This window comes from Variovorax sp. YR216, from assembly GCF_900107745.1.
In the GTDB taxonomy this organism is placed as follows: Bacteria; Pseudomonadota; Gammaproteobacteria; order Burkholderiales; family Burkholderiaceae_C; genus Variovorax.
Genome location: NZ_FNRO01000034.1, coordinates 1 through 19740 on the forward strand (window position 1 = coordinate 1; position 19740 = coordinate 19740).

General features: G+C 65.5%; 24 protein-coding genes. 6 read left to right on the plus strand and 18 right to left on the minus strand.

Annotated features, from left to right (window positions below; all coding sequences use genetic code 11):
• From BLW05_RS34940 to BLW05_RS34980, 9 genes are all read right to left on the minus strand, one after another.
• A partial coding sequence (locus BLW05_RS34940) for a GTP-binding protein (RefSeq protein ID WP_082519739.1) occupies positions 1-92 on the minus strand: 92 nt, incomplete at its 3' end.
• A 124-nt stretch (positions 93-216) separates the two neighbouring features.
• Positions 217-2319, minus strand: a complete 2103-nt coding sequence (gene fusA / locus BLW05_RS34945; RefSeq protein ID WP_093169490.1) for an elongation factor G — start codon at positions 2317-2319, stop codon at positions 217-219.
• An 83-nt stretch (positions 2320-2402) separates the two neighbouring features.
• Positions 2403-2876, minus strand: a complete 474-nt coding sequence (gene rpsG, locus BLW05_RS34950) for a 30S ribosomal protein S7 (protein WP_093169492.1) — start codon at positions 2874-2876, stop codon at positions 2403-2405.
• Between the two features lie 141 nt (positions 2877-3017).
• Positions 3018-3395 (minus strand): 30S ribosomal protein S12, encoded by a 378-nt coding sequence (gene rpsL, locus BLW05_RS34955; RefSeq protein WP_017759704.1) that lies wholly within the window; start codon positions 3393-3395, stop codon positions 3018-3020.
• A 411-nt stretch (positions 3396-3806) separates the two neighbouring features.
• Positions 3807-4976, minus strand: a complete 1170-nt coding sequence (locus BLW05_RS34960) for a D-alanyl-D-alanine carboxypeptidase family protein (protein WP_093169494.1) — start codon at positions 4974-4976, stop codon at positions 3807-3809.
• 22 nt (positions 4977-4998) lie between these two features.
• Positions 4999-5631 (minus strand): alpha/beta hydrolase, encoded by a 633-nt coding sequence (locus BLW05_RS34965; RefSeq protein WP_093169496.1) that lies wholly within the window; start codon positions 5629-5631, stop codon positions 4999-5001.
• A gap of 14 nt (positions 5632-5645) precedes the next feature.
• Complete coding sequence (locus BLW05_RS34970) at positions 5646-5999, minus strand: (2Fe-2S) ferredoxin domain-containing protein (protein ID WP_093169498.1); 354 nt, start codon at positions 5997-5999, stop codon at positions 5646-5648.
• A 4-nt stretch (positions 6000-6003) separates the two neighbouring features.
• Positions 6004-7164: a VanZ family protein gene (locus BLW05_RS34975; protein ID WP_093169500.1), complete on the minus strand. Its 1161-nt coding sequence runs from the start codon at positions 7162-7164 to the stop codon at positions 6004-6006.
• A gap of 5 nt (positions 7165-7169) precedes the next feature.
• Entirely contained in the window at positions 7170-7598 is a 429-nt protein-coding gene (locus tag BLW05_RS34980) for a CopD family protein (RefSeq protein WP_093169502.1), read from the minus strand.
• Positions 7599-7929: 331 nt separating this feature from the next.
• Between BLW05_RS34980 and hemB the strand changes: the two genes are divergently transcribed.
• Complete coding sequence (gene hemB / locus BLW05_RS34985; protein ID WP_093169504.1) at positions 7930-8934, plus strand: porphobilinogen synthase; 1005 nt, start codon at positions 7930-7932, stop codon at positions 8932-8934.
• Between the two features lie 57 nt (positions 8935-8991).
• A complete protein-coding gene (locus tag BLW05_RS34990; protein ID WP_093169506.1) occupies positions 8992-10128 on the plus strand; it encodes a magnesium transporter CorA family protein in 1137 nt (378 codons plus the stop codon).
• A 71-nt stretch (positions 10129-10199) separates the two neighbouring features.
• Here the strand turns inward: BLW05_RS34990 and BLW05_RS34995 are convergent, their stop codons facing one another.
• Both BLW05_RS34995 and BLW05_RS35000 read right to left on the minus strand, forming a co-directional pair.
• Positions 10200-10568: a DUF4148 domain-containing protein gene (locus tag BLW05_RS34995; protein WP_093169508.1), complete on the minus strand. Its 369-nt coding sequence runs from the start codon at positions 10566-10568 to the stop codon at positions 10200-10202.
• A gap of 212 nt (positions 10569-10780) precedes the next feature.
• Positions 10781-11125, minus strand: a complete 345-nt coding sequence (locus BLW05_RS35000) for an alpha/beta hydrolase (protein ID WP_093169510.1) — start codon at positions 11123-11125, stop codon at positions 10781-10783.
• A gap of 183 nt (positions 11126-11308) precedes the next feature.
• Between BLW05_RS35000 and BLW05_RS35005 the strand changes: the two genes are divergently transcribed.
• Positions 11309-12259, plus strand: coding sequence for a LysR family transcriptional regulator (locus BLW05_RS35005; protein WP_093169512.1), 951 nt, complete (start codon positions 11309-11311; stop codon positions 12257-12259).
• Positions 12260-12263: 4 nt separating this feature from the next.
• Here BLW05_RS35005 and BLW05_RS35010 read toward each other — a convergent pair whose 3' ends face one another.
• The gene (locus BLW05_RS35010; RefSeq protein WP_093169514.1) at positions 12264-12947 is read right to left on the minus strand and encodes a dienelactone hydrolase family protein; all 684 of its coding nucleotides are present in this window, start codon (positions 12945-12947) and stop codon (positions 12264-12266) included.
• Between the two features lie 23 nt (positions 12948-12970).
• Positions 12971-13570, minus strand: coding sequence for a 2-hydroxychromene-2-carboxylate isomerase (locus BLW05_RS35015; RefSeq protein WP_093169516.1), 600 nt, complete (start codon positions 13568-13570; stop codon positions 12971-12973).
• Between the two features lie 73 nt (positions 13571-13643).
• On the opposite strand from BLW05_RS35015, the gene BLW05_RS35020 reads away from it, so the two are divergent.
• Complete coding sequence (locus tag BLW05_RS35020) at positions 13644-14390, plus strand: SDR family oxidoreductase (protein ID WP_093169518.1); 747 nt, start codon at positions 13644-13646, stop codon at positions 14388-14390.
• Between the two features lie 15 nt (positions 14391-14405).
• Positions 14406-15047, plus strand: coding sequence for a MarC family protein (locus BLW05_RS35025; protein WP_177142963.1), 642 nt, complete (start codon positions 14406-14408; stop codon positions 15045-15047).
• Between the two features lie 9 nt (positions 15048-15056).
• On the opposite strand, the gene BLW05_RS35030 is transcribed toward BLW05_RS35025, so the two are convergent.
• Genes BLW05_RS35030 through BLW05_RS35050 form a run of 5 tightly spaced genes read right to left on the minus strand, consistent with a single transcriptional unit; the run spans position 15057 to position 19223 of the window.
• The gene (locus BLW05_RS35030) at positions 15057-15521 is read right to left on the minus strand and encodes a metallophosphoesterase family protein (protein WP_093169523.1); all 465 of its coding nucleotides are present in this window, start codon (positions 15519-15521) and stop codon (positions 15057-15059) included.
• 25 nt (positions 15522-15546) lie between these two features.
• Complete coding sequence (locus tag BLW05_RS35035) at positions 15547-16200, minus strand: ABC-type transport auxiliary lipoprotein family protein (protein WP_256330649.1); 654 nt, start codon at positions 16198-16200, stop codon at positions 15547-15549.
• 10 nt (positions 16201-16210) lie between these two features.
• The gene (locus BLW05_RS35040; protein WP_093169527.1) at positions 16211-17197 is read right to left on the minus strand and encodes an MlaD family protein; all 987 of its coding nucleotides are present in this window, start codon (positions 17195-17197) and stop codon (positions 16211-16213) included.
• Between the two features lie 5 nt (positions 17198-17202).
• Positions 17203-18057, minus strand: a complete 855-nt coding sequence (locus BLW05_RS35045) for an ABC transporter ATP-binding protein (RefSeq protein ID WP_093169529.1) — start codon at positions 18055-18057, stop codon at positions 17203-17205.
• A gap of 2 nt (positions 18058-18059) precedes the next feature.
• Complete coding sequence (locus tag BLW05_RS35050) at positions 18060-19223, minus strand: MlaE family ABC transporter permease (protein ID WP_093169530.1); 1164 nt, start codon at positions 19221-19223, stop codon at positions 18060-18062.
• A gap of 188 nt (positions 19224-19411) precedes the next feature.
• Here BLW05_RS35050 and BLW05_RS35055 point away from each other — a divergent pair.
• Positions 19412-19740: aldehyde dehydrogenase family protein (locus tag BLW05_RS35055; RefSeq protein ID WP_143045030.1), on the plus strand; the 329-nt coding region annotated here is incomplete at its 3' end.

Consider the following 19740-nt stretch of genomic DNA (forward strand, 5'->3'; position numbering starts at 1 on the left):
GCCGCCGTCAGAGTCGTCTTGCCGTGGTCAACGTGACCAATCGTGCCCACGTTCACGTGCGGCTTCGTGCGGGTGAATTTTCCTTTTGCCATTTTTCAATCCTTGAAAGAGCAGAGTCCGTGTGGGGTTTAACGTCTGCACCGTGTTGCTGGGTCCCTCGCCACGGACAACGAGGGGCACACGGTCGCAGACAGATTCGAAAGGCTTGCCGACGAATTACTTCGCGCGCGCTGCAACGATCGCTTCGGCGACGTTGCGAGGAGCTTCGGCGTAGTGCTTGAACTCCATCGTGTACGTGGCGCGCCCCTGGGTGGCCGAACGCAGCGTGGTCGAGTAGCCGAACATTTCCGACAACGGAACCTCGGCCCTGATGACCTTGCCGCCGCCGATCATGTCGTCCATGCCCTGGACCATGCCACGACGCGAGGACAGATCGCCCATCACGTTGCCGGCGTAGTCTTCGGGCGTCTCGACTTCCACGGCCATCATCGGCTCGAGAATCACCGGGTTGGCCTTGCGGGCGCCTTCCTTGAAGCCGAAGATCGCGGCCATCTTGAACGCCATTTCGTTCGAGTCCACGTCATGGTACGAACCGAAGTGCAGCGTGACCTTGACGTCGACGACCGGGTAGTTGGCGAGCACGCCCTGACCCAACGCCTCGATGACGCCCTTCTCGACCGCAGGGATGTACTCGCGCGGCACCACACCACCCTTGATCGCGTCGACGAACTCGAAGCCCTTGCCGGCTTCGTTCGGCTCGAGCTTGAGCACGACGTGACCGTACTGGCCCTTGCCGCCCGACTGCCGCACGAACTTGCCTTCGGCTTCTTCGACCGTCTTGCGGATGGTTTCGCGGTAGGCCACTTGCGGCTTGCCGACGTTGGCTTCCACGCCGAACTCGCGCTTCATGCGGTCCACGATGATTTCGAGGTGCAGTTCGCCCATGCCCGAAATGATGGTCTGGCCGGATTCTTCATCGGTACGCACGCGGAACGACGGATCTTCCGACGCCAGGCGCTGAAGGGCGATGCCCATCTTTTCCTGGTCGGCCTTGGTCTTCGGCTCCACGGCCTGCGAGATCACGGGCTCGGGGAACTCCATGCGCTCGAGGGTGATGACGGAGTCCGGATCGCACAGGGTCTCACCCGTGGTCACGTCCTTCAGGCCCACGCAAGCGGCGATGTCGCCAGCGCGAATTTCTTCGATCTCGAGGCGCTCGTTGGCATGCATCTGCACGATCCGGCCGATGCGCTCCTTCTTGCCCTTCACCGGGTTGTAGACGGTGTCGCCCTTGGCCAGAACGCCCGAATAGACGCGCACGAAGGTCAACTGGCCGACATAGGGGTCGGTCATCAGCTTGAACGCCAGGGCCGAGAACTTCTCGCCATCGTCCGGCTTGCGGTTGACTTCCTTTTCGTCCTCGTCCGTACCGCCGACGGGCGGAATGTCCAGCGGCGACGGCATCAGTTCGATCACGGCGTCGAGCATGCGCTGCACGCCCTTGTTCTTGAAGGCGCTGCCGCAAAGCATCGGCTGGATCTCGCCGGCGATGGTGCGAGTGCGCAGGCCCAGCGTGATGTCCTCCTCGCTGAGGTCACCCTCTTCGAGGTACTTGTTCATGAGTTCTTCGGAAGCCTCGGCCGCACTCTCGACCATCTTCTCGCGCCACTCCTTGGCCGACTCCAGCAGCTCGGCGGGAATCTCGCGGAACTCGAACTTCATGCCTTGCGAGGCTTCATCCCAGAAGATGGCCTTCATCTTGCGCAGGTCCACGACGCCCTGGAACTTGTCCTCGGCACCGATCGGGATCACGATCGGAACGGGGTTCGCACGCAGGCGGTCGACCATCATCTGGCGCACGCGGAAGAAGTTGGCACCGATCCGGTCCATCTTGTTCACGAACGCGAGGCGCGGAACCTTGTACTTGTTGGCCTGGCGCCAGACGGTTTCGGACTGGGGCTGAACACCGCCGACCGAGTCATACACCATCACCGCGCCGTCGAGCACGCGCATGGAACGCTCCACCTCGATGGTGAAGTCCACGTGCCCGGGGGTGTCGATGATGTTGATGCGGTGCTCGGGGAAGGAGCGGTCCATGCCCTTCCAGAAGCAGGTCACGGCCGCGGACGTGATCGTGATGCCACGCTCTTGCTCCTGCTCCATCCAGTCGGTGGTCGCCGCACCATCGTGCACTTCGCCCAGCTTGTGGGTGACGCCGGTGTAGAAAAGGATGCGCTCGGTCGTGGTGGTCTTGCCGGCGTCGATGTGCGCCGAAATACCGATGTTGCGGTAGCGCTCGATGGGGGTCTTGCGTGACATGAAATTACTCCGTTAACGGATGAAAGCCCGCCCACCAATTCAGCGGGTCGGGCTTCCAGCCTGTCTGACTTATGTGACGATTCTTAGAAGCGGAAGTGACTGAAGGCCTTGTTGGCCTCGGCCATGCGGTGCACTTCGTCACGCTTCTTCATGGCACCGCCACGACCTTCCGTGGCTTCCATGATTTCGTTGGCCAGGCGAAGGGCCATCGACTTCTCGCCGCGCTTGCGGGCGGCTTCCTTGATCCAGCGCATCGACAGCGCCAGGCGACGAACCGGGCGGACTTCGACCGGCACCTGGTAGTTCGCACCGCCGACGCGGCGCGACTTCACTTCGACCATCGGCTTGACGTTGTTGATGGCGATCGTGAAGGCTTCCAGCGGGTCCTTGCCCGGGTTCTTCTTTTCGATCTGGTCGAGGGCGCCATAGATGATGCGCTCTGCAACCGCCTTCTTGCCGCCTTCCATGATCACGTTCATGAACTTCGACAGCTCGACATTGCCGTATTTCGGATCCGGCAGGATTTCACGTTTGGGGACTTCGCGACGACGTGGCATTTTCTTAACCTCTTTGCTTCAGTTGGCGCCGTTTGCGGGCACCGCGAGAGCCGACAAGAGCCCTCACTTACTCGACCCAATGGCGGGTCACTCCGTCCGATGCGCCAGCCAGGCGACCGAACACCGTTGAAACTCGACCGATCAGGCCTTCTTGGGACGCTTCGCGCCGTACTTGGAGCGAGACTGCTTGCGATCCTTGACGCCCTGCAGATCCAGCGAACCGCGGACGATGTGATAGCGAACACCCGGCAGATCCTTGACACGACCGCCACGAACCAGCACGACGCTGTGCTCCTGGAGGTTGTGGCCTTCGCCGCCGATGTAGGAAATGACTTCGAAGCCGTTGGTCAGGCGCACCTTGGCAACCTTACGCAGCGCCGAGTTCGGCTTCTTGGGGGTCGTGGTGTAGACCCGGGTGCAGACACCGCGACGCTGCGGCGAGTTCTGCATGGCAGGGCTCTTCGACTTGGTCTTCTCGACCTCGCGACCCTGACGCACCAGTTGATTGATGGTTGGCATGAATGAATAAGTCCCAAAACACCCCAGCCAGAGTCCTCGCCATGACGTGACAGGCAAGGGGACCAGGAGATGAACGAAAACGTGAAACCCTTCGGAATTTCCGAAAAGCCAAAGATCATAGCACACCCCCAGCCTCGTGCACTTAGCACACCCCCAGCCTCGCCCACTGCGTGTGGCTCTGCACCCCCTTGCAGGGGGCAACACCAGCGGACTGGCAAAGCCGGATCCGCGGTGTTTCACCAACAGGCCGGGCTTCGCCGGCCGGTGACCGGCGTCATGGCCTGTCTGGGCGGCGCTCAGCGCTCGCCCGTTCGCGGGCAGTCGCGGAACCGGCTTTGCCGGGCCGCTGAATGCGCCCCCGGTAGGGAGTGGGCGGCTACACGAAGTGAGCAAGCCTGGGGGCGAGCAACGCTACTTAATCCAAAGGCGAATGGCGTCCCAGGCCCGCCCGAGCACGCCAGCCTGCTCCACGGGCTCGAGCGCGAGCAGCGGCACTTCGGCGACCGGCTGATCGGCAAGGGTGACCTTGAGCGAGCCGACCGGCTGGAGCCTGGTGAAAGGCGCCACCAGCGGATCGGGCCTCGCCACCTCTGTCTTGATCTTGCTCGCGGCGCCTGCAGGAACGGCCACGACGATCGGCTCCGGCCGACCCAGCTTGATGGTGCCTTCCTTGCCCTTCCACACCGGCGGCGTCGCGACGGGCTGGTTGGCGTCGAACAGGCGGACCGCGTCGAAGGCGGTATAGCCCCAGTTCAGCAACTTCTGCGATTCATTGGCGCGTGCGTTCTCGTTGGCAGCACCCAGAACGATCGACAGCAGGCGTCGGCCACTGCTGAGGTTCGGGAAGTCGCGCTTGGCGGTCACGACCATGCAATAGCCGGCAGCGTCGGTATGGCCCGTCTTCAATCCGTCGACAGTGGGATCGCGGAACAGAAGCACGTTGCGGTTGGTGTCGTTGGTCGACGGCGTGCCCGGCAAGCGGTACTTCTTGATCGCATAGAAATACATGTACTGCGGGAAGTCGCGCATCAGCCGCGTGGCGAGGGTGCTGAGATCGCGCGCAGTCGTCGTATGGCCGGGCGTCGCCAGGCCTTCCGGGTTCTTGTAGGTGGTGCTGTTCAGCCCGAGCGCCTTGGCCTGCTCGTTCATCAGTTCGACAAAGTGCTCGACCGTGCCGCCGACGCCCTCGGCCAGCGCGATCGTGGCGTCATTGCCCGACTGGACGATCAGCCCCTTGAGCAGATCCTCGACCGGAACCTTCATCTTCGGATCGATGAACATCCGCGCGCCCGGCATCTTCCAGGCGCGCGTACTCACAGGCAGGGTCTGCTGGAGCGTGATCTTCTGGGACTTCAGTGCATCGAAGACCAGGTAGGCGGTCATCAGCTTGGTCAGCGAGGCCGGTTCCACCGGGCTGTCGATGTCCTTTTGCGCCAGCACCTGGTTGGCCGTCACATCGACAAGCAGATAGCTTCGTGCCGCGATTTCCGGCGGCGCCGGCACCTGCGCAGCGGCGACGATGCCAAAGGAAGCGACAGCGGCCAGCGCGAACGCACGCAGCGCTTTGATCCAACGATTCATGGGGGGGGAGCCGAGACGAGCGCTAACCCGCGCGCAAATGGCGGACGACGAGGTTCTTCAGAAGCGGCAATTGTCCGTGAAAGAAATGACCGCCCCCGGGGACGACTGTCACAGGAAGTGTCTGCGGACGCGCCCAGCCCATGACGGCCGCCAATGGAACCGTGTCGTCCTGCTCGCCATGCACGACGAGCGTGCGCTCATGCCAGTCGGCGGGCACGGCCGCGACCGAGAAGCGCGCGGCCGCAGTGCCGACCAGAACGATGTGGCGGATATCGCGGGACGCGTGCAACTTCTCGATGGCGCGGCTGGCAACGAAGGCGCCGAACGAAAAGCCGGCGATGGCCAGCGGCCCGTCGTGCGCGACCTGATCGACCACTGAAAGCAGGTCTTCGTACTCGCCGCGCCCTTCGTCGTGCACGCCTTCGCTGGCACCGACGCCGCGGAAGTTGAAGCGCACCGCAGTCCATCCGCAGGCCACGAACGCACGCGCCAGGGTCTGGACCACCTTGTTGTCCATGGTGCCGCCGAACAGCGGGTGCGGATGGGTGATGACTGCAACGCCCAGCGCCGGCGTGCCGTCCGCTGCCGGGTCCCGAAGCGCTTCGATGGCGCCGGCAGCCCCCTTGAGCTCAAGTTTTTCAGTACGGGAATTCATGGCGGATCGATGCCTCAGCGCCCGACGTTGGGCGGCAGCAGCAGACGCTCCACCACCTTGCCGTTCTTCAGATGGGAGTCGACGATCTCGTCGATGTCGCTGGTGTCGACGAAGGTGTACCAGACCGCTTCCGGATAGACGACCGCCACCGGGCCGCCGGCGCAGCGATCCAGGCAGCCGGCCTTGTTGACGCGAACCTTGCCGGGACCCGCAAGACCTTCGGCCTTGACGCGCGACTTGCAGCGATCGAACCCTTCCTGCGCGTTGTGCTTCGAGCAGGAATCTTCATCGCCCTTGCGCTCGTTCAGACAAAAAAAGATGTGTCGGCCGTAGTAACCCTGCGGCGCCGGTGCGTTGGAACTGGACATCGGGTCATTTTAGGGAGCCCTCCCCGCCGGATGTTCCAGCAGGGTCGTGCGGGTCGCCGTTTCGCGGCCGACCGGAAAGCACCATCAGCACATAGCCGAGCGTCGCGAATGGCCAGATCCACCCCAGCCATTGCGCCACGCCGTGGAATCGGATGAAACGCCCCTGCTCCCAGGTCGCGAGCGTCTGAGCGAAATAGGCGCTTTCAGGCGCCTGGTTCAGCAGGCTCAGGTGGACGATCAAGGCGATCAGCAGCAGCGCTGCACACAGCCGCCTGGACGCCGGAACCAGCAGGATCCCCACAAACAGCGCCGCAGCGATGCCGATCTGCACCGGAAGACCCAGCCACGCCCAGGCGTGCTCCGGTCCGTAACTCAGCGCGGCCGACAACGCGCTGGCCGCGACGCCGGCCGTCAGCGTGGCCGGCAGCAGGATCGCTCGCCGGACGACCGAGCGCGTGATGAGAAAGCCCAGCAGACAGGGAACCAGCGCGCCGAGCATCACGCAGAGCAACTCCGCGCCCGGCACCAGCGGCTCGAGTTCGAATTGACGGACTGGCAGCCAATCGATGAAAGGCGTGTCCAGGAGCCATTCCGAGATCGCGCCTTCCACCCGCTCGAACACCTGGCCGAGCCCGAAGGTGACCGCGGCGGGAAACAGCAGGGCCGGCGGCCAGAGCGCGAGCAGCACCAGCCCTCCCCGCGCGTCTTCCACGAACCAGTTGGTCCGCGCGCGCTGCCAGTGCGCCACCAGGCCGAAGCGCTCGAAGGCAGCCGCCAGCAACGCACCAGCGAAGGTGCCGAGGGTGTTCAGTCCCAGGTCGACGTTCGAGGGGACGCGCGACGGCAGGTAGCTTTGCAGGGTCTCCATCGCGAAGGAAATCGCCCCGCCCGCCACCGTGGCGCGCAGCGCCGCACCCATCGCGGACGCCTCCGGCCTCGAGCGCAGGAGCGCCACGGCGCCCAGGAAGCCGAGCGGCATGTAGCCAATGACATTGACCCCGAAATCAAAGCCGGTCCACCACCGCGGCCACGGCGCCGCGAGATAGGCCCAGGGCGCGATCCCCTGGTCGCGCCAGTCCGCGAAGGGATAGAGGCTCGCATAGACGATGAGAACCGCGTACGCCAAGGCCAGCGGCAAGGCGATGGACTTGTGCTGCGTTGCCACAGCGCTCAGAAAGGTTTGACGACGACCAACACCACGATTCCGAGCAACAGGAGCACCGGGAGTTCATTGAACCATCGATACCAGCGGTGGCTGTGCCTGTCTTCTCCCGAAGCCAGGCGGCGCAGAAGCACGCCGCAGCCATGGTGATAGCCGATCACGACGAGCACCAGCGCGAGCTTTGCGTGCATCCAGCCATTGCCCGGACCTCTGCCGATGCCGTATCCGAGCCACAACCAGAGACCGAAAGCCACCGCAGGCACAGCCAGGAACGTGGTGAACCGGAACAACTTGCGCGCCATCAGCAGGAGCCGCGCACGCTCCGCGACCGACTCGGGCGCCACCATGGCCAGGTTCACGAAGATCCGCGGCAGATAGAACAAACCAGCAAACCAGCTGGCGATGAACACGATGTGCAGCGACTTGACCCAGAGCATGGCGGGCAGTTTAGTGGCCGGTTCCGGGGACGGAGCTCGACCACTCGAGCGGGCAAAAAAAAGCCCGGCGTCAAAACGCCGGGCGGGAAGCCCTTTTGCTGTCACACATCAAGGCACCCGCTCAGGGAGGAAAAGCGGGGAGCGGCAAGCCGCCCAAGACAGAATTTAACAAAGGCAAAACAACCTATCAAGCTAACGGTGACTTTTTTTGTGCTTTCGATCTACAGATTGCGGTTCGAGAGGCCCCGTCTAATGGTTTTTTTCCGAGATATCTGCGTCGATCGCCCGCCCCCGAAAATCGGCAAACGTCTCTTGGGGCACAATTTTCAGCATGACCCTCCATGCCCCCTTTCCTGCCGGACGGCCGCGTCGGCTTCGCCGTGACGCCTTCACGCGCGACCTCGTACGTGAATACACACTTACATCTAATGACCTGATTTATCCGGTCTTCGTGCAGGAGGGCGAAAAGCGCCGGGACCCGGTCCCGTCAATGCCGGGCGTGGAGCGCTTGAGCCTGGACGCGCTTCTGCCGGTCGCAGAGGAATGCGTCGAACTCGGCATCCCGGTGATGGCGCTGTTTCCGGTGATCGACCCCAGCCTCAAGACGCCCGCCGGAGACGAGGCCTGCAATCCCGACGGCCTGATTCCGCGGGTGGTCGCGGCGCTCAAGTCCCGTTTCCCGGACCTCGGCGTGATGACCGACGTCGCGCTGGACCCCTACACCAGCCATGGGCAGGACGGCCTGCTCGACGAGACCGGCTACATCCTCAACGACCCGACCGTGGAAGTCCTGGTGAAGCAGGCGCTCACCCAATCCCGGGCCGGCGTCGACATCGTGGCGCCCAGCGACATGATGGACGGCCGCATCGGCGCGATCCGCCAGGCGCTCGAGGCGCGCGGCGACATCCATACGCGAATCATGGCCTACAGCGCCAAGTACGCCAGCGCCTTCTACGGCCCCTTCCGCGACGCCGTCGGCTCGGCCGCCAACCTCGGCAAGAGCAACAAGAAGGTCTACCAGATGGATCCGGGCAACAGCAACGAAGCCCTGCGCGAAGTCGCGATCGACATCGCTGAAGGCGCCGACATGGTGATGGTCAAGCCGGGCATGCCGTATCTGGACATCGTCCGCCGCGTCAAGGACGAGTTCCGCGTCCCGACCTTTGCCTACCAGGTCAGTGGGGAGTACGCGATGCTCATGGCCGCAGCTCAGAACGGCTGGCTCGACCGCGACGCGGTCATCCTCGAAAGCCTGCTCGCGTTCAAACGCGCCGGCGCCGACGGCGTGCTCACCTATTTCGCGCGCGATGCGGCACGGCTGCTGAAGCAGCGCTGAGCGGGTGCATTCGCCGGCGCCTCGGGCTCGGCACCGGCGTCATCGACCAACGACAAGATGCGTATCTTCAAGATCAATGGCACGCAGGTCACCGAGCACGACGCGCTCGCACCCATGGCGGCGCCGGGCGCCTGCGAGCACGGCTACCTCTGGCTGTCGCTGACGCGGGACGAGTTCCGCACCTCGCTTGCTCAGGTGCAGGACGTGCTCCAGTCGCTCTGCAACACGCATCTGGTCGACCTGCATGTGAGCGACCTGCAGAACGACCAGCTTCCTTCGCGCTACGACTACACGTCGCAATACGACCTGCTGGTGTTTCGCCGGCTGGCAGCCTCCAACGGCCATCCGCCCGGCACGGACGAACCCGCCGCGCCAAAGGCGGGGCCGACCGTGCTGCGGCGGGTCGACACGCGCCCCGTCGGCTTTGCGCTGTTCGATCGGGTACTCCTGTCGGTCCATCCGAAAGACGGCGCGGTCCGCGATGCGTTCGCTTCCAAGCTCCTGGCCGCCGCTGCGCCCGGTGAACGCGGCGGCGTCGCCGCGCCCGCACTGGATGTGCGGGCGGTTTCGGCGCGCATTCCCGCGAGCCCGGCCGACCTGATGCTGCGCGTGGTCAACCACATCGTCGATGCCTACCTCGACCTGCGGCGCGAACTGACCCGTCAGCTCGATCACTGGCAGTCCGAACTGATCGACCCGAAGAGCCGCTTCACCAACTGGGGCGCGTTGATGGATGCCCGTCAGTCGCTCCATCATCTCGACGAAATCTGCGAAGACCAGCGCGCCTGCATCCAGGACTGGATCGACGCGCTCGAAACCCTGCCGGGCCCGACCGGCGCGACGGCGCAGCGGGAGCACGAACTCGTCATGATCCGCAGCCGGGACGTTCTCGAGCACATCGAGCGCGTGGTCCATCACGTGCGGCGTCTCGAACAGAACGCCGAAACCGCGGTGCAGATGCACTTCAGCGTACAGAGCCACCGGGCCAACGACATCATGCGCGTGCTCACCGCGCTGACCGCGGTGTTCCTGCCGCTGAACCTGATCGCGGGCATCTTCGGGATGAACTTCGAATTCATCCCTCTCATCCACAAGGCCGACGGCTTCTGGATCGCCATGGGATCCATGGGCGCGATCGCGGTGGCGCTCGTGGTGATCTTCTGGCGCAAGCGCTACCTCGCACGCACGCGCTAGGAGGAAGGAGCGCCCAAACAAAAAGCCGGACGGCGCTTTCGCACCGTCCGGCCTTGGCAGGCGGAGCCGGATTACTTGGCTGCGGCAGCGCCTTCCTTCTGGGCCTGGACGCGCGGCTCGACCGACTTGTTCATCGTCGAGATCACGCGGCTGTTGTACTTCGAGCCGCCGACCACGTTCTGGTCAGGCGCGTTGGCCGTTGCGACGGCTTGAGCGCGCACGGCGGCCGGGTCGTTGACCGACTTGAACTGCTCGGCGCCACGCGAACCGCGCGGGATGTTCTGATCAGGCGCAGCGGCGGCGCGAACGGCTTCCGTGTTCACTTCATCGCGGCTCTTGACAGCTGCGCCGGCATGAACGCCGTCATAGGATTCAGCTTGTGCGCCAGCGGCGGCGAGGATCGAGAGAGCGGCAGCGGCGAGGATGTGCGAGGTCTTCATTTTCAGTTCCTTTGGTTCGTCGGAGATCGTTTTCAACCCAGGCTCGCTGTCGCTGGCCTGTGCGGCTGAGTGTCCGGTGGAACGCCTCAGGGAAAACACCGAGAAACGAGACACGGCGTTTCCGCGATCGAAACAATCGCGGAAGCGAACAGAAGACAAAGGCAGACCACGCTTGCGCGCGGCCCGCCTCCTGGTTCCGGATCGGCCGGAAATTACAGGCCGGCTTGCTGCGTGCGCTCGAGCTTGAACTGCGACGGGACCTGGCTGTTGACGAAAGCCTCGCGCTTCAGGTTCTGGTTGGCCGAGTGCGCGGCCGCGACAGCGGTGGAGCGAACCGTCGAACGGTCGGCCGATGCGGTCAACGCGGGTTCGACACGCGACGAGGCGGCATCGCCGTAGGGATTTTCGCTGCGGGCAGCGACCACGCCTTGCGCCTGGACTTCGGCCCGGCTGTTGGCCGACACGGGGGCGTGCACGCCTTCGTACGTTTCGGCCTGGGCGCCGGCGGCGGCGAGAATCGAGAGGGCTGCGGCGGCGATGAGCTTCGAGGTCTTCATTCTGGTGTCCTTCCTAGGATTGCTTTTTCGTTAAATCGACCGGTCACTCACGGAAGATGCGGTGCCGGCCTGAACCAGACCAGCCTTGGCTGTTCTGTGCCGGCGAGTTTGCGCCAGTTTTCTAGGTAGAAACCCTATAAAACAGAACAACGGTGTTCATCAAAAAGAAACAATGGAATTCCAATGGATGGTCTTGACTTGCTGAAAGCCTTTCGTGAAGTCGCCGCGCGGGGCAGCTTCTCGCGCGCCGCGATCGCGCTCGGGATGTCGAAGGCCAACGTCAGCAAGTACGTGGCGCAGCTCGAGGAACGCTTCGGCGTGCGCCTGCTGAACCGCTCGACGCGCTCCGTGAGCCTGACCGACGCCGGGCACCTGCTGCTCGAGCGCAGCACCCCGTTGATGGAAATGGTCGAGCTCACGCAGAGCGAGTTGCAGGAGCACGCCGGAAATCCGCGCGGACGCCTGCGGATCACCGCGCCGCACGGGCTGAGCCAGGGAAAGCTCCCGGGGCTGATCGGTGATTTCATGTCGACCTACCCGGAAGTGCACGTGAGCCTGCACCTGAGCAACCGCGTGATCGATCTTGTCGAAGAGGGCGTGGACATCGCGCTGCGCCTGGGCCGCATTCGCGACGAAAACCTCATCGTGCGACGCCTGCAGCAGATGGATCTCGCGCTTTGCGCAACGCCGGGCTACTGGGCCAAGCGCGGGCTTCCCAAAAAGCCGGACGACATGCGCCGGCACGACGTGTTGACCTATTCACTGGCGGGCAACACGCCCAGCCTGCCCTTCGAAGTCAACGGCAAGCCCTACAGCGTCCCGGTGCACAGCCGCATGGACGCGAACGACGCGGCGCCGCTCATCGGCGTGGCCCTGGCCGGGCTCGGCGCAGTGTGCGTGCCGACGATCATGGCCCAGCCGGATATCGAGCGCGGCGCGCTCGTACCGGTGCTCAAGGAATACATGCCCACCGACCTGTGGCTATACGCCGCCTACACGCAGCGCCGCCACAACAGCGCAGCCCTTCGCGCGATGCTCGACTTCCTCGAGGCCAAGGTGAACAAGGAGGCGGCAGCCCGGCCCGCGAAGCGCAGCGCCGGCGGCGCCCGCGCCGCGTCGGCGGCGCCGGCCTGAGCCGTCAGGCGAGGTGCTTGGCGAAGAACGCCAGCGTGCGTTCCTTCGCGAGCTTGGCCGCTGCGGCGTTGTACGCGCCGCGCTGGTCGCAGTTGAACCCGTGGCCGCAGTCATAGATGTGGACTTCGACCTCGGGATGCGCCTTCTTGAGCGCTTCGACGGTGTCGAGCGGAATCCAGTGGTCTTCCTTGCCGAAGTGCGCAAGCACCGGCACCTTGGGCTTGCGGGCGATTTCCTCGGGTGTCGTCGAACCACCGCCGTAGTAAGGCGCCGCAGCCGACAGCCCCGAGACTTCCGCGGCTGCGCGCCACGTCAGCAGGCCGCCCCAGCAGTAACCGACGATGCCTACCTTGCCGGCCTTCGACGCATAGTCGACTGCCGCCTGCAAGTCCTGCAACACGCCCGGCGCCGGCAAGCCTTCGACGGCCATCTTGAGCGCGATGCCGGCCTTCATGTCGTCCTCGGCGTAGCCCAGTTCGACGCCCTGCTTCACGCGGTGGAACGTCGCCGGCGCAATCGCGAGATAACCGTCTGCCGCGTAGCCGTCCGCCACCGAACGGATGTGCGAGTTCACGCCGAAGATCTCCTGCACGACGACCACGGCCCCCTTGGGCTTGCCCGCCGGCTCCGCCACGTAAGCGGGAAAGGTGAAGCCGTCCTTGGCGGTGAGATCGATGAATTGACCCATGGTCATAACTCCTTTGTTGATGGTTATTGCTTGAGTGCGCGCTCGACGAATTCGAGCCGGTCCTGCCCCCAGAAGATCTCGCCGTCGATCACATAGCTCGGCGCACCGAACACCTTCGCGTCGATGGCTTCCTGCGTGTAGTCCTCGTAGCGTTCCTGCACGGTCTGGCTGAGCGACTGTTCGACGCGCCGCGCCGACAGCCCGCATTCGGCGACGAGCGCTTCCAGGACCTTGGGGTCCGCGATGTTACGTTCCTGCACCCACACCGCCGCGAAGATCGCACCGCACAATGTCATCGCGATGTCGGTGCCGTCGTGCAGATCGACCGCGATGATGAGCTTGGCCGCGTCATCGCTCGCGACCGGAAAGAACTTGGGCTTCGGATTCAGCGGGATGTCGAGATGCCGGGAAAAGCGCGCCAGATCGACCAGCCGGTAGGCCTGCCGCTGCGGCGCACGCTTGCCCAGCGGAAGCCCGCCGGACACCGGAAACACCGCGCCGAAATCGATCGGCCGCACGCGCACGGCAGCCCCGTGGGACTTTGCAAGGCGTGCGAAACGCGCGTGCCCAAGATAGGTCCAGGGACTCTGGGGCGTGAAGTAGTAGTCGATGGTGCGGCTCACGGGAGGCTCCTCGATGATGTAATCCGACCCAGGGTTTTTAACTGAGGCACGGCTTCTGTGCAGGAGGTGGGGTTTGGACAAGGTGCTCTTGGTCACGGGCGGAAGTCGCGGCATCGGCGCGGCCACCGCTTTGCTGGCGGCAAAGCGCGGCTACGCGGTCGCGGTCAACTACACGAGCAATTCGCTCGCCGCCGATGAAGTGGTGCGCGCGATCCGCGCTGACGGCGGCACCGCGATCACCGTGCAGGCCGACGTGGGCGACGAAGCGCAGGTGCTCGCGATGTTCGACAAGGTCGACGCCAAGCTCGGCCGCCTCACCGCGCTGGTGAACAACGCGGGCATCGTCGACGTGCAGGCGCGCGTCGACGAGATGAGCGCCCTGCGGCTCGAACGCATGCTGCGCATCAACGTGATCGGCAGCTTCGTCTGCGCGCGCGAGGCCGTGCGGCGCATGAGCACGAAGCACGGCGGTGAAGGCGGCGTGATCGTCAATCTCTCCAGCGCCGCCGCGCGGCTCGGCTCGCCGGGGCAATACGTCGACTACGCGGCGAGCAAGGGCGCCATCGAGAGCTTCACCATCGGGCTGGCGAAGGAAGTCGCGGGCGAAGGCATCCGTGTCAACGCGGTTCGGCCGGGCCTGATCGACACCGAGATCCACGCTTCGGGCGGCATGCCCGACCGCGCCTTCCAGCTCGCGCCGACGGTGCCGATGAAACGCACCGGCAGCGCCGAGGAAGTGGCGCAGGCCATCGTCTGGCTGCTGTCGGACGAGGCAAGCTACGTGACGGGCACCTCGCTCGACGTGACGGGCGGACGCTAGATGGCCACGCCGACGATGGACCTGATCAAGCCGCTGATCACGCTGCTTGCCATCGTGAATCCGGTGGCGATCGTCCCGTTCTTCATCCACTACACCCAGGGCTGTACCGATCTGCAGCGCAAGCGCACGGCCTGGGTGTCGGCGTTCAGCGCGTTCGTCGTCATCGCGGTGAGCGCCCTCCTCGGGCTGCAGCTGCTGTCGTTCTTCGGCATCTCGATCGCGAGCTTCCAGGTCGGCGGCGGCATGCTCCTGCTGATGAGTTCGCTGAGCATGCTCAATGCGCAACCGGCCGAATCCAAGACCACCACCGAGGAAATCCGCGCGACTGAGGTGAAGGCGTCGCTCGGTGCCTCGATCGCGGTGGTGCCCCTGACCATCCCGCTTCTGACCGGACCGGCCACGATGTCGACGGTGGTCATCTTCGCGGAGCGGGCGCAGCACTACTGGGAGCTGGCAGTGCTGGTCGGCTATGGCGTGGTGATCGGACTGGCCACCGGCGTGACCTTCTCGCTCGCCGAGCCGATCTCGCGCGTACTCGGCAAGACCGGCATCAACGTGATGACGCGCCTGATGGGCCTGATCCTCGCAGCGCTCGCGGTGGAGGTGATGGCGGCCGGGCTCGGCACGCTGTTCCCGGTACTGCGCCGCGCATCGTAGTCCCCGACGCTAGCGCGCTGCGAGTTCGACGATGCGCGGCGTGATCGCGCCGCCATCGAGCAGCAATTCGCCGGCGGAGATCGGCAGCTTGAAGCGCCTCGGCCCGGCACTCCCTGGATTGATGTAGAGCACGCCGTCGCGCCCCTGCGCCACCGGCCGGTGCGAATGCCCCGAGACCACCACGCGCACGCCGGCGGCGACCGGATCGATGGGCAATTCCGCGAGGTTGTGGATCGCGTAGAAGCGCACGCCCTCGATCTCGAACAACACCGTTTCTGGAATGTCCTCTGCCCATGCACCCGTGTCGTTGTTGCCGCGAACGACGGTCAACGGCGCAATCATGGCGAGTTCGTCGAGGATGCGCTGCTCGCAAATGTCGCCGCCATGAACGATGTGGTCGCACCCGCGCAGGAACGCCGACGCTTCCGGCCGGAGCAGCCCGTGCGTGTCCGAGATGAGACCGATGCGTCGCATGCGGCAGTCGCCGGTATCGCGGCCCTCAGCGCGGCTGGCTCACCCAGGCCACGATGTCGGCGACCACCGCGTCGCTCGCGGCCGCAAGCGCCTTCACGCCACCCGGCGCATCGTTGCTCGGCGCCGGCCGCTGCGCCGTGAAGCTTCGCTGTGCGAGCACGCGATCGCCGCCCGGTGCGGTGCGGATCAAGGTCACGTTCACGCGGACCAGGCCCACGCTGCTCGAGGGCGATTCGAAGAAGTGGCTGAACTCCTCCAGCGTGACGCGCAGCGTGTCGGGCACCCGGCCCTCGGTGCGGGCGATGGTGGCGCTCTCCTCCGGCCCCAACACCGGGCGCGTGGCGGCGAGCGCCTCGCGCAGGCGCTGCCGGAACAACTGGGCCGGCGCCTGGCTCCAGCGCGACTGGCCGTAGGGTCTGACCTCGTTCGCGTCGGCGTAGCCCAGGCGGTAGAGCATCTGCGTGCCGTCGAGCCGTGCATTCGCATCGATATCGGCCAGCGCCAGCGGCTGGAACGCGGGCGTGCCGGTACGAGCGGGCGCAGTGGCCGGCCCCGGCCCGAAGTCATAGAGCGTTGCGCGCGTGGGCTTGTCGGGCAGCGCGCCGCAGCCCGCCATCAGGAGCGTCGCGAGCAAAGCGCCGAGGACGGCGGCGTTCTTCAACGGTGGATGCATCTTCATGATCATGATCTCAAGGACGCGCCGGGGATGCGGCGGGCGACTCAAAGCCCGGCTCGCCCGGCCCCGCGACCACGCCGCCGCTGCCGAACAGCAGCGATTGCGGGTTGTCGTTGATGCTGTCCGCCGCGCGCCCGAGGCGACGCACCGCGCGCGAGGTGTCGTCGGCAACGCGGTTCAAGCGCGGCAACGTGGCATTGTTGAACGACTCCACCGCTTGTGACAGCGACTTGGTTCCGTCTCCGAGCCGATCGATCGGGCCGTCCTGCGCGTTGAGCCGCACCACGGTGGTGTTGAGGTTCTTCGCCACGCGCGACACGTCGCCGGCCGCGCCCTTGACCGACACCATGGTGTCTTTCGTGCGCTCCACCAGCGGCGGCAGCGCCTTGAGCGTGGGGTTCAGCCCATTCTTGACCGAGTCGTCCAGCGACTTGGTGAGCTTGTTGGCGCTGGCCGCGGCCTGGGCGATGTTTTCCAGCGAGTCGGCGATGCGCTTCTGGTTGTCCTCGCTCAGCAGCGTATTGATGCGCTTCGTCGCCTCCTCGACCCGGCCGATGATCGCCTCGCCGCGATCCTGAAGCTGCGAGAGCAGCGAAGGCTTGAGCGGAATGCGCGGCGGGTTCTGGTTGTCGGGCGTGAGCGCCACCTGCGATTCACCCTTGTCGTCGAGCGCGATGAAAGCCAGCCCGGTCACGCCCTGGTAGCTCAGCGTCGCGAAGGTCGAGGTGGTGAGCGGCACGCGCTCGTCGACCGTGATGCGCACGCGCACGTTGCCCTTGACCTTGGGATCGAAGTCGATCGACGCGACCTTGCCGACAGCGATGCCGCGATAGCGCACCATCGCCTGCGGCTGGAGGCCGCTCACCGGGTCGCGTGTGGACAGCTCATAGATGTTGCGCACCGTATCGTCGCGCGTGAGCCAGACGACCAGTGCGACGAGCACGGCGACCAGGCCGAGGACGAAGACACCGGCGGCCATAGCATGGGCTTTGTTTTCCATGGCAGCTACCTTTCGTTGTGGGGGGCTGGCGCATCGCCAGCCGGTCCGGCCAGGGCCGCGGGGACGGAGCCGTCATGGAGCGCCTCCATGGCGCGCTTCCCGCGGCCGCCGAGAAAGTATTCGTGGATGAAGGGATGCGGGTAGGCGATCACGTCGCGCGCCGTGCCCGCGACGATCACCTTGTGGTCGGCCAGCACCGCGATGCGCGTGCTCAGGTCGAACAGCGTGTCGAGGTCGTGCGTGACCATCACCACCGTGAGCCCGAGTTCGCGATGCAGCCCGCGCAGCAGGTCGCAGAAACCGTCGGCGCCCTCGGGGTCGAGGCCAGCGGTGGGCTCGTCGAGCAGCAACAGCGGCGGGTCCATGATGAGCGCGCGCGCGAGCGCCACGCGCTTGATCATCCCGCCGGAGAGATCGGCAGGGCTCTTGGTCGCGTGCTTGGGGTCCAGCCCCACCATCTGCAGCTTGACCAGCGCAGCATCGCGGATGAGTTCGTCCGGCAGCACCTTCAGTTCGCGCAGCGGAAAGGCGATGTTGTCGAGCACGTTGAAGGCCGAGAACAGCGCACCGTGCTGGAACAGCATGCCGACATTGGCCGCGCCCTTCGCGCTGAACTGGCCCGGCGGCCGGCCGAGCACCGTGACCGTGCCCTTCGACGCATGCTCCAGCCCGAGGATCTGGCGCAGCAGCACCGTCTTGCCGGTGCCCGATCCGCCGACGAGCGACAGCACTTCGCCGCGCCGGATCGTGAGGTCGAGATCGCGATGCACGACCTGGTCGCCGTCCGGCGTCTTGAAGACCGTCCAGAGCTTGCGGATCTCGACGAGAGGTGCGCCATTCGCGCTGGGGGTGAGTGTCATGCCTAGCGGAATCCCACGCCCTTGAACAGCACCGCGAAGAGCGCGTCGACAAGGATCACGACCGTGATCGAGGTCACCACCGACGACGTGGTGCCGCGCCCGAGGCTTTCGGTATTGGGCTTCACCTTGAGGCCGAAATAGCAGGCGATGAGCGCAATCAGCACGCCGAACACCGCCGACTTCGACATCGCGAGCCAGAGGTTCGCCATCGGCACCGCGCGCGGCAGCGCCGACATGAAGTACGCCGGCGAGATGTCGAGCGCCAGATCGGCCGCGATCATCCCGCCGAAGAGTGCCGCCATCGAGGTCCACATGCTGATCAGCGGCATCGAGATCGCCAGCGCCAGCACGCGCGGCATCACGAGCCGGAAGCCGTGCGAGATGCCCATGACGCGCATCGCGTCGAGCTCCTCGGTCACGCGCATCACGCCGATCTGCGCGGTGATCGCCGAGCCGGACCGCCCCGCGATCAGCACCGCCGCAAGCACCGGGCCGAGCTCGCGAATCAGCGACAGCCCCAGGATGTTGACGATGAAGGTTTCCGCGCCGTACTGCCGCAACTGCTGCGATGTCAGGTAGGCCAGCACCACGCCGATCAGCAGCCCGACGAGCGCCGTGATCGGCAATGCGGTGGTGCCGAAGTGATAGATCTGCCCCGAGAAGTCGCGCCACGGCGCGCGGTGCGGTGCGCGCAAGAGCCTCCCGATGTCCAGCGTGAGCTGGCCGATGAGCCCCAGGAAATCGCGCGCGACGAACATCATGCGCGGCCCGTTGTGCGCGAAGGCCTTGAACCGGTCCGTGAGCGTCGGACCGGCTTCGGCGGGCGCCACGCAGGTGTAGAGCGCCACCTGGTCGAGCACCGCCTTGTGCTGCGAATCCATTTCGATGCGGGCGGGCCAGGCATGTCGCCAGTGGTTCCACAGGAGCTGCGCACCGATGTGATCGAGCTGCTCGATGGGACGCAGGTCCCATGCGCGATCGTCGCTCGGCGGCACGCCGGCCAGGTTCCCGGACAGCGCTTCCCAGGCTCGCCGCGACGACATCGAGAGCGCCGTCCAGCGGCCGGTCGCGATGGCCCAGTTGCCGCCCTCCTGCTGGCGCTCTTGCACGCGAGGCTGATCGCTCTCGGTTTCCTGCGCGGTGATGGACGAAGGGTTGGCAGACATGCAGACGGATAGGGTGTCGCAGACGAACGCAGCATCGTAACCGGGTGCGTCCGGGCAAACCCTCGGGGCGAACGCGCACGACGCGCCGGTCGGTCGCGTATCGCTCAGGCGTTTGCCACAATCGGCGACCGAAACCGATCCATTCCGCCATCAGCCGGCCCTGTTGTCGGCAGGAGAACGCCATGCAGATGAGTAAGACACCGATCCATCACTTCATCGGAGGCCGCGTCGCCGCCCCGAATTCCCCTCGCAGCCAGGATGTATTCAATCCTGCGACCGGCGCGGCAACCGGCGCCGTCGCACTGGCCGACCGCGCTGACGTCGATGCGGCCGTCGCCGCTGCCCGGGCCGCGTTTCCCGCCTGGGCCGACACGCCGCCGATCCGCCGGGCGCGCGTGATGTTCAAGTTCCTCGAACTGCTGAACAAGCACCGCGACGAGCTCGCGCACCTGATCACCGCCGAGCACGGCAAGGTCTTCACCGATGCGCAGGGCGAAGTCACGCGCGGCATCGACAT